Below are 14,404 nucleotides of genomic sequence, written 5' to 3' on the forward strand. Positions count from 1 at the left end.
GGCAAGGGCTAGGGGCGGACGGGGTCCAACTGTAGCTGGCGCTCTGTTCCGGGCTCACGGTCCGAGGGGATAAGTTGCATGTCCAATATCGAAGAGTTTCCTGCAGCCGCCCGACGGCTGACCGAGTTCGAGGCGCTCACGGCAGCTGCGCCAAGTGTTTTCGACGCGGTCCCCGGCGCGGTCTATCTCTGCGACCAGGACGGCTGGCTCGTGCGTTACAATGCCGAGGCGGCGGAGCTGTGGGGACAAACTCCCCCTGTTGGCGACAAACGTCCCCGCTTCTGCGGATCCCATGCTCTCTTCCTCCCCGACGGCACGCCGCTTGCACATGACGTCTGTCCCATGGCAACTGCTGTTTTTGCCGGCACATCCACGCGGAATGCCGAGGTCGTCATGGAGCGGGCGGATGGGTCGCGCTTCACAGCACTCGTCAATATCCGCGCGCTGAAGGACCATGAAGGCAAAATCCAGGGCGCCATCAACTGTTTCCAGGATATTTCCGGACATAAAGAGCTGGAGGAGACAATCCGGCAGAAGAATGCCGATCTTGAGGATTTCTTCGAAAACAGTGCGATCGGACTCCATATCGTCGGCGGCGATGGCATCATCCAGCGCGCCAACAAGGCCGAGCTTGCGCTTCTCGGCTATACGGCAGAGGAATATGTGGGGCGACATATCGTCGAGTTTCATGTGGACGCACCGGTCATCGGCGACATTCTCCACAAGCTTTCCTGCGGCGAAAACCTCGACCGTTATCCCGCACGTCTGCGTGCCAAAGACGGATCCATCAAGCAGGTGCAAATCACCTCCAATAGCCGTTTTGAGGAGGGCAAGTTCATCAGCACGCGCTGTTTTACGACGGACGTGACCGATCTTCGTGAGGCCGAGACTGCCCGCCGTGAAAGCGACGAGCGACTGACCGCAACCTACGACGCCGCCACGATCGGGATTGCGGAAGCCGACAAAGACGGCCGGCTGCTGCGCGTCAACGACACTCTCTGCCGGATGTTGGGACGCTCCCGTGAGGAGCTGCTCAACATGACCTTCTTCGACTATACACAAGAAGAGGACCAGAAGGAGGACGGTGCTCTTTATGCGCGCCAGATGGCCGGCGAAATCAACAATTATGCCCTGCGTAAACGGGCCACGAGGCCCGACGGCAGTACGGTCTATCTGGATGTTTACAGCTCGTCTGTTCTGGATGCAGAGGGGAGCTTCCGCTACGGAGTGCGGGTACTCCAGGATGTTACTGCGGCCAAGCGGATGGAGGACCGGATACGCGAGAGCGAACAGCACCTGCGCGATCTGTTGGAGGCGCTGCCGGCGGCGGTTTATACAACCGATGCAATAGGTCGTATCACCTTCTTCAATAACGCAGCCGTGGAGATGTCCGGCCGCACGCCCGAAATCGGCGATATGTGGTGCGTGACCTGGCGACTTTACAATACCGACGGCACACTGCTTCCTCACGATCAATGCCCTATGGCGGTGGCACTGAAGGAAAATCGTCCTGTTCGCGGCGCCGAGGCAATCGCCGAACGGCCGGACGGCAGACGCATTCCATTCATCCCCTACCCCACACCTCTTCATGACGCGGACGGCAAACTGATCGGTGCGATCAACATGCTGGTGGATATCACCGAGCGCAAGCAGGCGGAGAACCGGCAGAGGCTGCTAATCGATGAACTCAACCATCGTGTGAAAAACACGTTGGCGACTGTGCAGTCGCTGGCGATTCAAACCGCGCGGCAAGCTGAAAGCCTTGAGGATTTCTCGCTTCGGTTCGAGGCAAGACTACTCGCTCTATCGCGCGCTCATGATTTGCTGACGAGACGCAATTGGGAGGGTGTTTCCCTGGACACGCTCACCCGTGAAGTATTGACGGCATTGGCCGATAACGCAGGGCGGCAGGTGGAGATTAATGGACCGTTCGTTGATCTCGACCCTCGCACGGCGTTGAACGTCACGATGGTCCTTAATGAACTCGCAACTAACGCAATCAAATACGGAGCCCTGTCCTCAGAAGCTGGCACGCTGGCGCTGACTTGGCGGCTGGAAGCGGGGTCGGACCTGAAACCGCGGTTGATCCTTGAATGGCGCGAGCGCGGGGGTCCGCCCGTAGCTCCACCGATTCGTCGCGGAACCGGCAGCCGGCTGATGGAGCGAGCTATTGAGCGTGACCTGGGCGGTCACTTTGACCTTGCCTTCGAACCGTCGGGGGTGGTGTGCCGCATGTCTTTCTCAGCCGCAGGCGGCCCTGCATGAGTGAGTTCAGCGGCATCAAGGTCCTTATCGTTGAGGACGAAGGTTTTGTTGCACTGATGATTGAGGATATGCTTCAGGATCTGGGATGCGAGGTCGTTGCATCCGTGGCTGGGCTTAAGGAAGCCTGTAGCGTCGCGGCCACCGCCGAAGTCGATCTGGCTGTTCTCGATATCAATCTCGGAGGGGAGCAGAGCTTCCCGGTCGCTGAAATCCTGCTTGAACGAGGGGTGCCTTTTATCTTCAGCACTGGGTATGGAGCGGGTGGCTTGCCAACTGAACTCTCTGGATCGCCAGTGTTGAGCAAGCCCTTCTCCGCGAAAACAATGCAGGAAACGCTATCGTCTGCCCTTGGTCTAACTCTGCGGAGGTAGCCTCGGATGCGGCCGTGTGGCATTCAAACCCATGCAATTTGGTCTTTATGACGTCAGCAGCGTCGTCGAAGGACACGACAGCAAGTTCTCCTCGCGGCGCAACGGCGGGAACAGACCACGGCTCACGACCCTCATGGCATAGCCCGCATGAGTCGCCATGTGTCAGCGCCGCTCCTGCCTTCAGCCTTTCGAGGAACCCATTAAGGCACTTGCGCCACGACAACCGCAAATTTTTTGGTCGCGCCGCCACTTCAACCACGTACCCGCGCTTAGAGAAACTATCCAGATCGCGATCCTGGTGTAGGCTTGTCGGGATACATCAATCGGCTCCTCCCCTGATCTAAGGAAAGTGAGGGGCGATCATGACCCGATCCAAGGTAACGGAAACGCAAACGGCCATGAGCGAGAAGAAGTCGCTCTCTGCCAGCGAGCGTATGACCACGTCAGTTCTGTTCGACAGGTCAAGACCGACCGCGACTGCGAAGAACTGGCCAGCCGGATCATCCAGTCGTTTCAACGTGGGGTAAAGGGTGAGGGCGTGAGGACGCGCTGGTGCGGCTCCTGATCTGACCGTCATCTGAAAGTCGACATGATGGAGCTTGTTTTGCGTTGAGCGGCAGGAGGGTATCTGGCTAGGTCCGCCGCTCAGCCGTGTGGATCAACTTATTCCCGAAGGTGCGGAACCAGAGGAACCGCCGCTGGTTAGTGCTTTGGATCGCGCGGGTGGATGACAAAGAGCTATCGCAGTTCCTGCCCGCACAATCCCACTTCAACTCCCCGTTTCCCCAATTGCCCCGCTTCGGTGGGGCTTTTTTTAATTGTCTGCAGCGCAGTTGACGACGAATGGTGAAATGCGACTGCTGCCAAGCGGCCGCCCACTTTGACAGCAGGATCTAAAAGATGCTTAAACGATTGGGAAAGCAGGCATTTGGAAGCTCGAGACGGGCGCGGACGGGGCGTTGGCCGAAAGCGCGGCCGGCGCCCTGATTGGCGGGTTCAGCGTTCACTTTGGCACGGTTTCCGCAGATGCATCCTCTCTGTTCGGCACCGGCGACATCGACAGCACCGGCGATGGCCCTGGCGGCACGCCGACCTGGTACGGCAATAGCGGCCTCTACATCGACGCTCAGGGGCAACTGACCTGGTATGACAGCGATCTTCATTCCGACGATTTGAGCAGGACGCTGACAAGGGCAACGACGGTTTCGGCTACGCATTGAGCATCGAAGCCGGACAGAAGATCGGGCTTAGTACGCGTTGGTCGCTGACACCGCAAGCCCAGCTTTTCTATTTATCCGTGCGCTTCGGCGACTTCACCGATCCCTATGGCGGCGCAGTGTCACTGCGCGATGGCGACACGCTGATCGGCCGCCTCGGCGTCTCCGCCGACTACGACAACGACTGGAAGGATGCCGCAGGGCTGGTGAGCCGCTCAAGCGTCTACGGGATCGCCAATCTCTACTACGACTTCCTCGACGGATCCGATGTCGACGTCTCGGGAACGAGATTCGTCAGCGAAAACCGGGCGCTGTGGGGCGGATTGGGCCTCGGTGGCTCCTACAGTTGGTGGGACGAGCGCTATTCCATCAACGGCGAAGCATTCGCGCGCACCAGCCTCCATGACTTTGGTGACAGCTACTCGTTTGGCGGGAAGGTTAGCTTCAATGTAAAGTGGTGATGACCTTGCCCCCCAAGTTTTATCCCATTTTGAGTTCGCTCCAGCGGTTTGTTGCTGTTTTCGCAGCATCGGTGCGCGTGTGCCGATCGCTCGCTTCCGGCCACCACGTTTGCGCACTGTCAGCTTCTCCTCGCGATAGAGCCTGATGAGCCGCTTGTGATTTACAAAATGCCCCTCACGTCTGAGCAGCACATGAAGACGTCGATATCCGAAGCGACGGCGTTCACGCGCCAGCGCCTTCATCCGCTCGCGAACGCCATGGTCATCGCTGCGTCTGGTTTCGTGGCGGATCGTCATTCGGCAAAAGCCCATGGCTTTACACGCCCCCCGTTCGCTCATCTCGTGGTGACCTATCAGATGCGCGAGAGCTTTCCGCTTCTCTGCGGGCGTCATGCCAATTGGGGGTAAGATCAGTGAGTGCAGAACGCCAATTTTCGGTCGGCTTAAAGCGCGCGAAGCCCTCGTCACGGCGGCCTTCGCGGCTGTCCGGTTAGCCGCGGGTTTCGAGTTTGGCCTTTGGTAGCTGGCGACTCCGTCTTCGCTGAAGAGTTTCAGCGATACTAGCCCAATAGGCGGGCACTGCCGGCATCCGCGTGAAGTGGTGATTTTCTTCTGCGCCAGAAATGCCCCGCCGAAACCGGGCAAGTTCGTACAAACAGAGCTATCTAGCGAGGAACTCCCGTACGGCCCTGCTGATGTAACAAGAGCCGGCGGGGCCTGTTCCGGGTACGGTCTCGTACTCAGGATCTCCTTGCGCAGGAAAATGTCTTTGAAGGAAGCCGATATTCAAGCAAGGCAATGGACGGGTGGGGCCGCCGCCGTCATAGCGCGCTCCTTATTCCCGCTCATTTCCCTTGGCACAGACCGCAGGGCTTGCGCCCGCGGATCGCCTTTGTGTCCGGAGAGGATATCTGCGAACGGTGCCGGTCGCCCGAACAAATAACCTTGGGCAGATTCACAGCCTTCGGCATGCAGGATTGCAAGTTGGTCGCAAGTTTCGATACCTTCTGCGAGGACAGGAATTTCGAGGCTGCGTCCAAGCGCAAGTACGGCACGGATGATTGCGCGCGCTGACTTGCTGGATTCGATTTCACCCATAAAGCTGCGGTCGAGCTTGATCTTGTCGAACGGGAAAGCACGGAGCGTATCGAGCGAAGAGTAACCCGTCCCGAAGTCGTCAAGAGCGATCGTCACACCCAGCTTCCGGATCTGCTGCAACTGAAGGAGGGTACGCTCCTTGTCTTGGATGATGGCCGACTCCGTGAGCTCAAGTTCAAGATTTTCCGGTCTCAGTCCGGTGTCGGTGAGAACGCCGGCAACCAATCCCGGCAGGTTGGGATGGAGGAACTGCACCGGTGAGAGGTTGACGGCGACTCTTATGTTCAGGCCCAGGGACGAGCATTGGCTACAGGCAGTTCGAAGAACCCATTCGCCAAGTTGCAGGATAAGGCCGTTTTCTTCGGCGAGGGGAATGAATTCGACCGGTGGGATGAAACCACGTTGCGGATGCTGCCAGCGTAGCAGCGCCTCATAGCCGATGACCGAACTATCCGATACTAGCGTCTGAACCTGATAGTAGACTTCGAGCTGATTGTTTTCCAGAGCGTGACGAAGATCGATCGCGAGTTGGCGCTTGTTACGGACGGTGTCGTCCATTTTCTTGTCGAAAAAACAGATCTTTTCCCCAATTTCGCTCTTGGCCCGATAAAGCGCCAAGTCGGTGTTGTTAATCAATGTCTCCCTTTCCTGAGCGTCGTCAGGGAAGATGCAGGCGCCAAAACTCGCGCCAACTGAGGCGTGGAAGCCGTCAAGCATAAACGGCCTGATGATCTCGGCCCGCAACCGCAGGAGCGCCTCGCGCAACTCGCCGCGACTCGCGACAGGCGCAATAATTGAAAACTCGTCGCCGCCCGTGCGTGCGATGAACATGGTGCCATCGTTTGAATCACGCATGCGCTGCGCCAAGATTTTCAGCGCCTCATCGCCCGCCGAATGCCCCTTTATGTCGTTGATTTCCTTGAAACGATCGAGGTCGATGGCTGCCAGCGCAAATTTCGGTCCGCCATTGTTGCCCAGTTCGATTTGCGCAGCGAGGCGATCATTGAAGCACGCACGATTGGCAAGCCCGGTCAACGCGTCATTGAGCGCCATATGCTCCAGCTCGCTGACCGAACGGACGCGGTTTTGATTGTCAATCAAGTAGCTCGCTGCTACGGCACCGACAATGATGACGCTGAGCAGAGCGATCGCCAGGGCCATAGCCTGCAGAGCCGCTGGATTGGAATAACTGTCGTCCATAAAGATCGGTGTGAGCTTGAACGCAGTCATGCCCGTGAAATGGAGGCTGACGATCGCCAGCGTGAGCAATCCAACCGATATGATCTTGCTGGCGGCGCTATAGTCACGGCTGGCAACCTGTATCGCAGCGGAAGTGATAGTCACGGCGAGAAAGATGGACGCGATCAAGAATCTCATATCCCAATCGACCGTGCCTTGGGCAACATAAGCCAGCATACCTGTGTAGTGCATGATGGCGATTGACAGTCCAACTAAGGCGCCGCCGACAGCAGGTGACCAGGAGGTGCGGATCATACCGGCTACCGTCAAGCCGCAGAATGAGCCAGCCATAGCGATCAGCAAGGAAATGATTGTCAGTACCGGATCGAAGGTCACAGGCGTGCCGGCATGGTAGGCGATGATGGCGATGAAATGTGTCGACCAGATGGACGCGCCTGCGGCCGTTGCGGCGAGAAACTGCCAGCCGACCGCTTCCGCGCCGTTGACGCTCCGCCCCCGCGAAAAAAGGCGAAGGACCGCCCAACTTCCTGAAACACAGACTAGAGCGGCGACCAGAACAAGCCAGATGTTATGTTGCGTTGTGATGCAATTGACGACCGAAAACATTCTTCTCTTTGCCTAGAAACCCATGGTCCACTCTCCCAATTCCCTGTTGAGATCACCTTAATTTAATAGACAAGTATCCTGTATGATTAACCTGCAGTGTACCGGTGCACCTTCTACGCGACTGGAAATAGGCGCGCGCCCGGCAGGGTACTGTCCTCGCCAGCCGGCAGCCTTGGCGCAGGCTATCAAACGCGGACCGACCCCATATCTCGATGGCGTCTCAACGCCAGCCGCTGGCGCCAGCAGCAGGGCGATGCCGGCGGCGAAGGCGCCGTGCGCCTCGCTCATATCGGTGGGCGCGCGTACTCGCCCTGGCCGGCAGGGGCAGCACGGCCGCCGGCGGTGCGGGGGGCTGACGTTTTTTAGAATCCGCCCACAACGTCTAGATTGTCTCAGCGTATGATCTCAAGCAGATGTTGCTGGTACACACTTATCGTACTTGAACGGACAGCTCTCAATCTATCACGCTATTTTATCGTTGCGTCCAATCTATCCTTCCGGCCTTTCTGGAGAGCGGATTCCATACGTGGCTCGGGTCGCGGCGATCTGCGATGTCTATGATGCGCTGACGACGATAAGGCCTTACAAGCCCGCCTGGTCGCAGGCCGAAGCCACCAACATGATGATGAAGTCGCCGGGTCACTTCGATCCCGACCTATTGGCGGCCTTCGTCTCGAACATGGTGATCAGCGGCACGCTTCGCTAGATCGCATCACCGCAGGTCTGTAAGATTTCTCGAGCTTGATCAGGAGGAAGTCTTCCATGGACCGCAGGTTTGCTAAAATCGCGATCCGTGGTGTCGGCAAGGCACTCGGCTGCCGGAAGACGTCGTGTCTTCAGGCATGTGGTCTTGGTTGGTGGAGGCCTGCGATCGCAATGTCCGCGAACTCAACCTCAATCCGAACGATCGCCGTCTTGTGCCCGCCCTGAAGCTGGCACAGCGACTCGAGGGCGCGCCGCGGCATCCTCGCCAGTGTCCGGGCGGTATTGTCCTCACCCATGACAGCTCGACGATCTGGTGCCGTACGACTGTTGTCCCGATCGTGTCCCGGCAAGTGGTGTAGCTGACGGGAGGTAGCAAAGCCGAGTGCCCGCGCGCTTCTCGCTGCGCTGTAGCGGGTGATCGGCTTTGCGGGCGGCCATCAGTGTTTTCCGCTAGGGTCGGGTTGTTCAAGACCAACCTGACGGAAAGACCACCGATGACCAATGACATGATGAACGTGCGCTCCCTCGTTGAGAAGAGCGCGGATGCAGATTTATTGCGTGAGATGATTGGCTTTGCCGCCGAGCGGCTGATGGAGTTGGAAGTCGGCTCGGCCACGGGTGCTGACTTCGGTGAGAAGAACCCGATGCGGCTCGCTCAACGCAATGGCTACCGTGACCGCGATTGGGAGACGCGCGCCGGAACCGTCGAGCTTCGCATTCCGAAGCTGCGCAAGGGCAGCTACTTCCCGAGCTTTCTCGAACCGCGTCGGATGGCGGAAAAGGCCCTGACGGCGGTTATCCAGGAAGCGTATATTCAAGGGATATCAACACGCTCTGTCGACGACTTGGTCAAGGCCATGGGCATGTCTGGCATCTCCAAAAGCCAGGTGAGCCGTCTATGCGAAGAGATCGACGTCAAGGTCAAAGCGTTCCTCGACAGGCCAATTGAAGGCGAGTGGCCGTATGTATGGGTGGATGCGACCTACCTCAAAGTCCGGCGCGGCGGCCGCATCGTTTCCGTTGCTGTTATCATCGCCGTCGGCGTCAACAGCGATGGTCGACGCGAGGTCCTGGGAATGGAAGTCGGCACGTCGGAAGCCGAGCCGATCTGGACGGAATTCCTGCGCAGGCTGACACGTCGAGGATTACGTGGTGTGAAGCTTGTTGTCTCCGATGCGCATGAAGGGCTCAAGGCCGCCGTCACCAAGGTTCTCAACGCCACCTGGCAACGGTGCCGGGTTCACTTCATGAGGAACGTACTGGCGCATGCTGGAAAGAGTGGCAGGCGGGTCGTCTCGGCCTTCATCGCCACCGCCTTTGCCCAGGAGACGCCGGAGGCCGCCAGCGCTCAATGGCGCAGCGTCGCTGATCAGATCAGACCGAAAGTGCCGAAGCTCGCCACCATCCTGGACGACGCTGAAGAGGACGTGCTCGCCTACATGACCTTCCCGAAAGAGCACCGGGCGAAGCTTCACTCAACGAATCCAATCGAACGTCTCAACGGCGAAATCAAGCGACGAACGGAGGTCGTCGGCATCTTTCCCAACGACGAAGCCATCGTCCGTCTCGTCGGTGCACTGCTGCTCGAACAGAATGATGAATGGGCCGTCCAGCGCGCCAGGTACATGACGCTTGAGACCATGGCACAAATGAGCGATGATCCCCAAATCAGTCTGCCCGCTGTGGCACGCTGAAATCCCCTCCGACCCAACGTCGGAAAGCACGGCAATCAGCCGTCAGCTACACCACTCCCATGGACACGATCGTTGTCCCTGGCTTACAGGACGTCAAATTAAGGTCACTAGTCCCCGGCCCAACTGCCGAAAGCGGCCCGCAACGGCCGGAACGCACATCGGCATTATGGTCGAAGGCGCCGTAGGTATCGCCGTTGCTTCAGGGTGCGCGGCCATCGCTCCTTCAGCGATGGAGTCGGTGGGGGAGGAAACCAAGAACGGGCTGAACCGCACCGAGGCGTCCTGGCTGCCGCTCTCAACCTCATCGACGAACATCCCTACCCGCAATTCCTGCAGCCTTATTCTTTTCCGCATGGCTGGCGCCGCCTCGAATTTCAAAAATGGATAAAGTGTTTCAACCATCAGTAAACACTCCTTTGTTTCAGGAAGTATGAATCGTTGGAGGCCACATTCAGGATGCTGCAAGTACTTGATGAGTTTCGGATGCATCCTTGGTCGCCGTCCCTCGATAGACTAAGACGCGCCCTACAAGCTCTGAGGAAAAAGCGGCTATCGGGACCGATGATGCTCAACTGCGATCGCTCCACTATCTCGTTCATCGGATCTGCACCTCCGCCAAGGCGCACAGCCATCCCGCCGGCGGGCCGTCCCGGCCTCCTCAAGACATCAAGCACGGGCACACCGAATGGTCATTAGCAGCAACTGAAATTTACAACCGGTTATGATTTTTAGGATACCAATTCTAGTTGTGACGTGACGAAGCGGCTCCAAGTTGTGTTCTGTCATCTAACCTGGGTGATTTCTGAATGTGGCAACGAAACAACCGAACTTCACATATCGGCGAGGGTTCAAACCGCCAGGACAATCGTCTTGGAGATGTTGATCAATCGGACCTTTTTCGAGCTGCGCTCAATTTGGACGAGGCGGCAGTGTCCATATTTGATGCCTCGAGCAGGCTTCAATATGCCAATCCGGCCTTCTGCCATCTTTATGGGCAGCCTGTGACGGATCAACACCTCGGCAGCACTGCGGAGAAACTCTCGCTTCTGCTCGTCCCCGCATGCGGTAGCCAAATCGCTGCTTCGCGTTGTCTGGTGCCGACGGAACTCAAAACGGGCGAGATCGAGGAGTGCACCCTCGCTCTTGCCAATGGGACTCGGATCGGCATCGTGCATCACGGACTGCCGACAGGCGGCTGGTGCACCCGCCATGTGCGCGAGATCGAACAGCTGCAAAGGGTTGGCGCGATCAACGAACTCATCTCGTTTCAGTCTCTCATCGACCAAGTGCATGACTATCTCTGGGTCAAGGACAAGAGCAGTCGTTTCGTCTTCGCCAATGTTGCTTTGGCCAAAGACCATGGCTTTTCGCATCCCAGCCAACTGGTCGGCCTCACCGATTTCGATCTACACTGTCAGGAGGCAGCTCACCTCTTTCGGTCGACTGAGTGCGAAATTCTCGAATCCGGAGTTGCCATGCTCGATCGGGAGGAAAAGGTCGTTGACGCGACGGGACAGGAGAAGTGGCTCTCTTCGAGCAAGATGCCACTGCGTGATGCCTCGGGTCAGATTATCGGAATCATCGGCGTCGCCCGCGACATCACACTGCGGAGGCGGGCGGAGGCTCTTGGGCAACGGGCTTCGGAACTCGAAGAAGCGTCTCGACAATTGGAGGCCGCGCTGGAGCGTGAGCGGCAAGTGAACGCCCTCCAAAGTCAGTTCGTCGCCATGGCCAGTCACGAGTTTAGGACGCCTCTGACGATCATTGACGGCGCCGCGCAGCGGTTGACCCGCCGCCGTGACCAGCTAGACGCTGAATTCGTGTCAACCAAGGCTGAGCAAATTCGTTCGTCGGTAGCGCGCATGGTTGAGTTGATGGAAAGCATCCTGTCATTCGGAAGACTTGAAGCGGGAAAGATAAGCATAGCGCTGAAGCCCTGTTCCATCGGCGATATTCTCAGTGCTTGCTGCGACCGCCATCATGACTGGGACAGAAAGCACCATGTCTCCCTGCGCCTCGAGCCGCTTCCAAAGAACGTTGCTGCCGATGCGTCTGCTCTGGAGCAGGTGTTCACAAACCTGCTCTCAAATGCTGCGAAATATTCTCCTCACTCCCCCGAAATTGAGGTGCGGGCGTGGAGCGACGCGCAGAATGTATATGTGACTGTAAGAGACCGCGGCATTGGCATCGACGAGGACGATTTGCCGCGAATGTTCGAGCGCTATTTTCGTGCGCGGACGTCCTCGGGCATCGCCGGGACGGGTATTGGCTTGAACCTCGTCAAGCAGATAGTCGAGCTCCATGAAGGTACCGTAAGCGTCGCTAGCAGAAAAGGGCATGGTTCTACGTTCACAGTTTCCTTGCCCGCGGCCGCCTCGGCAGCACATCCCGCGAACAGGGCTCCCAAAACAAAGGAACAGCTGAAACGATAAGTGTTCTTTGCATTGATGACGAACAAGAAGTCAGGCAACTGATCGTCGAAGAATTGAGCGAAGCGGGCTTTGGCGCGTACGAAGCCTCTACCGGCAGGGAGAGCTTGGAGCTGATGATCTCGAACTGGCCAGACATCGTGATCTGCGACATCACCATGCCCGAAATGAACGGCTCAGAACTGGTTGCTGAAATCCAGTTGAACTATCCCAGCCTCGCCGGCACGCCGTTCATTTCCTTACCGCTTTGACTGACAAAGCGACCATGCTGGAGGCGCCGAGGTCCGGCGCCGACGATTACTTGACGAAGCCTATTGACTTCGACGTCCTGATCGCGAAGGTCGAAGGGTGTGTAAAAAAGGTTGAGAACGCGCGAAGACGGGGCGCTCATTCTAACTGTCAATAGGCGTCCGAAACTGGCTCTGACGCAGATTTGGTGCAATTCTCTTATGTCGCGCCGACCAGGCGGGCTCGAAGGTAGTCGCCTTGACGGGAATCGAACCACCGCTGCGCCGTGGCTACCATTAGTCAGCAGCAAATCTACTGAAAATTCCTGCCCTTGATCTTCACGGTATCGATATCAAAGGTCCGGCACAAACATATCTCTCAGCCGAAGCCCCGGCGCCGGCCGTTCGCGAGAATCCGGGCTGCCTGAAGAGCCGTGTGCGAACACGTCGCCGCCGCGTCCGGTCGGCGGCCAGAATTCACTGTCGCGCCCGGCAGGCACGACAGATCGAAGATCTACTGAGCGACGAGGTGTTCCACATCGCCCTCCTGCTGAATCCTGCCATTGATCATGATGGTGCCGAGCACCACCTTGCGCGAGCGCGCCGATGTTCCAACCGGGCTTACGCGACGCTTCAGTGCCGGCGGGCCAGCCAAGGAACGGCGATGCAAGCTGCTCTATCCATCTAAGGTTCGCGCCAATAAAGTGGCGGTTGAAGGTTGAGCAGCATTGAATCGCCGAATTCATGTGCACGGTAACCGCATGCGGTTAGAGCGGTGGAGGCACTGGCGAGGAGGCCGTCGTCCGCGAAGGCGCGCAACAGCTCGAAATGGCTTTCGCCGGGCTGGTGGACGCCAGTGAGAACCGCATCGACGACGCGGAGCGGAGTGCCACATGCGATGCGCCCTGTCGCAATACCATCTCCGGCACGCACGCTGCCATCGGGATTGGCGGCTGCTTCAAGTGCGCGCACGACGCTCGTGCCGATCGCGATGATGCGGCTGCCCCTGAGCTGCGCCCGCGCTACCTGCGCCACGGTACATTCAGGGATGTGGTACGGCTCGTCGAAGGGAAGGCGCGAGTCGAGTGCGGGATCGCCGGTGGAAGAAATCCCCGCGGCATGCGTGAGTGTTGCAAAACCGATCTCGCGCCGACGCCAAGCTTGCAGTGTGCGCCAGTCGAGCGCGAAGGAAGCCGATGGCGCCTCGAACGCGACCGGCCGGGCGGCAATTCTCGTCCAAACATCCCACAGTGCCAGCGGCTCCGGAACATGCGCGTATTGAATCGGCCTGCCATGCTGCGCCAGTCCTGCAAACATGGCTGCTCGGGTGCCTTCGAAGCTGAGCTCGACAAGGCGAGGATGGTCGAGAACGCGCTCGACCCCTGGCTTCAAGTGGGCCGAGCTGGAGGCGATCGCCTGATGACAGCGCAGGCGGCGGCAGCCGATCTTCCGTGCGGGTGCGGTGATCACCAGAGCCAAAGACGATCGCAAGGAAGCGGACTTGAGCGGAAGCTGACAGCCAGCCGGCCAAGCGGATCTCGATTATCTTTCCACATCGGAGATGCGTGCCGTGCAGCCTGGCAGGCAAGGTTGCGGCATCGTTGGCGACAACCAGATCGCCAGGATCGAATAACGTCTCGAGGTTAGCCCTCTGCAGGTCGCGCATCGTGCCGTCCGCCTCCACGACGAGCAGCCTGGCCGATTGCCGATCGAGGCGATCAGCGGCGATCACGCGTGGGCTCCGGCGGTAAGCGCATCGTGACTCGGCAAGGCGTCGAGCATCTTTTCGATGATTGATAGGACCAAAGCCTGACCCGGGGAACTCTCATTTGAAGGTCGCGTTTTGTGGCTGAAGCCATTTAGGGAGTTACCAAAATGAAAACGTTATCTATCGCGAGCATGATTGGGCTGGCGTCGATCTTCACATCAGCCAGCCCAAGTCTGGCCGATAGTGTAACGGTAACGATTGGTGATAGCCACGGTAGGTCATGGCATGGAGACCACGATCGGCGCGATTGGCGTCGCTACCATGGGCGTGATTATTATCGCCGCGGTCCACGCTGTCGTGTGAAGGTTGTTCGCCATCGTCACCACCATCGGTGGATCTACACCAAAAAGCGCATCTGCCGCT

The 14,404-nt window shown here is 58.3% G+C and carries 10 protein-coding genes and 6 pseudogenes; 10 read left to right on the forward strand and 6 right to left on the reverse strand.

What is annotated here, in order from left to right:
- The first annotated feature begins 78 nt into the window (after positions 1-78).
- The 5 genes and pseudogenes from CO657_RS30890 to CO657_RS38155 all read left to right on the forward strand — a co-directional run bounded on the left by CO657_RS30890 (position 79) and on the right by CO657_RS38155 (position 4,314).
- On the forward strand, positions 79-2,265 hold the full coding sequence (locus CO657_RS30890) for a PAS domain-containing sensor histidine kinase (RefSeq protein WP_054186259.1): 2,187 nt from the start codon (positions 79-81) through the stop codon (positions 2,263-2,265).
- A complete protein-coding gene (locus CO657_RS30895) occupies positions 2,262-2,636 on the forward strand; it encodes a response regulator (protein WP_016736134.1) in 375 nt (124 codons plus the stop codon). The genes CO657_RS30890 and CO657_RS30895 overlap by 4 nt, the downstream gene beginning before the upstream one ends.
- 362 nt (positions 2,637-2,998) lie before the next feature.
- Positions 2,999-3,201 (forward strand): annotated as a pseudogene (locus CO657_RS37760) (hypothetical protein).
- Positions 3,202-3,595: 394 nt separating this feature from the next.
- Positions 3,596-3,856, forward strand: a complete 261-nt coding sequence (locus tag CO657_RS38150) for an autotransporter outer membrane beta-barrel domain-containing protein (RefSeq protein ID WP_054186261.1) — start codon at positions 3,596-3,598, stop codon at positions 3,854-3,856.
- Complete coding sequence (locus CO657_RS38155) at positions 3,853-4,314, forward strand: autotransporter outer membrane beta-barrel domain-containing protein (protein ID WP_054186262.1); 462 nt, start codon at positions 3,853-3,855, stop codon at positions 4,312-4,314. The genes CO657_RS38150 and CO657_RS38155 overlap by 4 nt, the downstream gene beginning before the upstream one ends.
- A gap of 62 nt (positions 4,315-4,376) precedes the next feature.
- Here CO657_RS38155 and CO657_RS30910 read toward each other — a convergent pair.
- Positions 4,377-4,707 (reverse strand): annotated as a pseudogene (locus CO657_RS30910) (IS3 family transposase); the annotation flags it as partial.
- Between the two features lie 393 nt (positions 4,708-5,100).
- A complete protein-coding gene (locus CO657_RS30915; protein WP_054186264.1) occupies positions 5,101-7,218 on the reverse strand; it encodes a putative bifunctional diguanylate cyclase/phosphodiesterase in 2,118 nt (705 codons plus the stop codon).
- Between the two features lie 490 nt (positions 7,219-7,708).
- Between CO657_RS30915 and CO657_RS30920 the strand changes: the two are divergent.
- The 3 genes and pseudogenes from CO657_RS30920 to CO657_RS30930 form a co-directional block, all read left to right on the forward strand.
- Positions 7,709-7,924, forward strand: a pseudogene (locus CO657_RS30920) (HD-GYP domain-containing protein); the annotation flags it as partial.
- 62 nt (positions 7,925-7,986) lie between these two features.
- Positions 7,987-8,248: pseudogene (locus CO657_RS37765) on the forward strand (hypothetical protein); the annotation flags it as partial.
- A 169-nt stretch (positions 8,249-8,417) separates the two neighbouring features.
- Positions 8,418-9,617 carry an IS256 family transposase gene (locus CO657_RS30930; RefSeq protein WP_128715534.1) on the forward strand — a complete coding sequence of 400 codons (1,200 nt, stop codon included), beginning with the start codon at positions 8,418-8,420 and terminating at the stop codon, positions 9,615-9,617.
- A gap of 93 nt (positions 9,618-9,710) precedes the next feature.
- On the opposite strand, the gene CO657_RS30935 is transcribed toward CO657_RS30930, so the two are convergent.
- The gene (locus tag CO657_RS30935; protein ID WP_128715636.1) at positions 9,711-10,019 is read right to left on the reverse strand and encodes a DUF3391 domain-containing protein; all 309 of its coding nucleotides are present in this window, start codon (positions 10,017-10,019) and stop codon (positions 9,711-9,713) included.
- A 404-nt stretch (positions 10,020-10,423) separates the two neighbouring features.
- Between CO657_RS30935 and CO657_RS30940 the strand changes: the two genes are divergently transcribed.
- The gene (locus CO657_RS30940) at positions 10,424-12,049 is read left to right on the forward strand and encodes a sensor histidine kinase (RefSeq protein WP_082366436.1); all 1,626 of its coding nucleotides are present in this window, start codon (positions 10,424-10,426) and stop codon (positions 12,047-12,049) included.
- A gap of 53 nt (positions 12,050-12,102) precedes the next feature.
- Positions 12,103-12,297: a response regulator transcription factor gene (locus tag CO657_RS37770; RefSeq protein WP_245293117.1), complete on the forward strand. Its 195-nt coding sequence runs from the start codon at positions 12,103-12,105 to the stop codon at positions 12,295-12,297.
- 289 nt (positions 12,298-12,586) lie between these two features.
- Here CO657_RS37770 and CO657_RS30950 read toward each other — a convergent pair.
- From CO657_RS30950 to CO657_RS37775, 3 genes and pseudogenes are all read right to left on the reverse strand, one after another.
- Positions 12,587-12,874 (reverse strand): annotated as a pseudogene (locus tag CO657_RS30950) (hypothetical protein); the annotation flags it as partial.
- Between the two features lie 83 nt (positions 12,875-12,957).
- Positions 12,958-13,743, reverse strand: a complete 786-nt coding sequence (locus tag CO657_RS30955) for an S-adenosylmethionine:tRNA ribosyltransferase-isomerase (RefSeq protein ID WP_245293118.1) — start codon at positions 13,741-13,743, stop codon at positions 12,958-12,960.
- Positions 13,744-13,855: 112 nt separating this feature from the next.
- Positions 13,856-14,005, reverse strand: a pseudogene (locus CO657_RS37775) (S-adenosylmethionine:tRNA ribosyltransferase-isomerase); the annotation flags it as partial.
- Positions 14,006-14,404 lie beyond the last annotated feature (399 nt).

It is taken from the genome of Rhizobium acidisoli (genome assembly GCF_002531755.2).
In the GTDB taxonomy this organism is placed as follows: domain Bacteria; phylum Pseudomonadota; class Alphaproteobacteria; order Rhizobiales; family Rhizobiaceae; genus Rhizobium; species Rhizobium acidisoli.

Bases quoted from the DNA above. Each gene is read 5' to 3' on its own strand.
- CO657_RS30890 (WP_054186259.1), top strand. From the start codon at position 79: ATGTCCAATATCGAAGAGTTTCCTGCAGCCGCCCGACGGCTGACCGAG.
- CO657_RS30895 (WP_016736134.1), top strand. From the start codon at position 2,262: ATGAGTGAGTTCAGCGGCATCAAGGTCCTTATCGTTGAGGACGAAGGT.
- CO657_RS30915 (WP_054186264.1), bottom strand. From the start codon at position 7,218: ATGTTTTCGGTCGTCAATTGCATCACAACGCAACATAACATCTGGCTT.
- CO657_RS30930 (WP_128715534.1), top strand. From the start codon at position 8,418: ATGACCAATGACATGATGAACGTGCGCTCCCTCGTTGAGAAGAGCGCG.
- CO657_RS30935 (WP_128715636.1), bottom strand. From the start codon at position 10,019: ATGGTTGAAACACTTTATCCATTTTTGAAATTCGAGGCGGCGCCAGCC.
- CO657_RS30940 (WP_082366436.1), top strand. From the start codon at position 10,424: ATGTGGCAACGAAACAACCGAACTTCACATATCGGCGAGGGTTCAAAC.